Source organism: Acinetobacter sp. WCHAc060042, assembly GCF_003231195.1.
Classification (GTDB): domain Bacteria; phylum Pseudomonadota; class Gammaproteobacteria; order Pseudomonadales; family Moraxellaceae; genus Acinetobacter.
Map to the genome: position 1 here is coordinate 1 of NZ_QKVN01000123.1, position 686 is coordinate 686.

The following is a 686-nucleotide window of genomic DNA, read 5'->3' on the forward strand; positions in this document are numbered from 1 at the left end:
AAGGTTTAGATCTACGATATTACAAGCCAATTTTGGTTTAAATACATGTTTAATTTTTAGAATTAACTTATAAGATCAATAGGATGTTAATAATTCTATTGACCGCATCTCAAACCATGTTTATTTTCCTGTTACTTATTCTAACCAGTTAATATAAAATACCCCCTTAAAAACATTAGAATTTTAAGGGAGTTCATAACCAGAATTCTTCATGTTTTCAATAATTAGCTCATCAAACTGTTCATCACTTATTCCTCTTATTGATTTTATACTTCTCCAATTCCATATTAATGGCAAAACCTTGCTGTCTAACAATGTAAAATGAGCTAAAAACATATCTGCCAAGTCATATTTATCTAAAATCTTATTCTCTAAAAGCAATGAATTGAATACTTTACTTGGCCTTTTACCACTTAATATTTCATTAAAAGATTCACTATTTTCCGAATATAACATATGTTACTCCTCCACTGCTTTCAATTTCTTCAACTTTTGTATAACCATGTCTTTGAGCAATTTTTCCTGTCCAAGTATTTAGTGCAGCATCATTAGGTGACATACCTTTTGCTAAGTTAGCAGAATATTGTGCTGTATTAACACTATCGGTTCCTGAAATCCACGCCCACGTATTTTATTTACTTGTATACCCTCCTGATTCAAATGTTGAATTGTACTACTGAACATAT

General features: G+C 30.0%; 1 protein-coding gene. It reads right to left on the reverse strand.

The genetic code is table 11. The annotated features are described in order from the left end of the window. Positions 1–183: 183 nt before the first annotated feature. Positions 184–456, reverse strand: a complete 273-nt coding sequence (locus DPG01_RS18520; RefSeq protein ID WP_110976015.1) for a hypothetical protein — start codon at positions 454–456, stop codon at positions 184–186. Between the last annotated feature and the right edge of the window lie 230 nt (positions 457–686).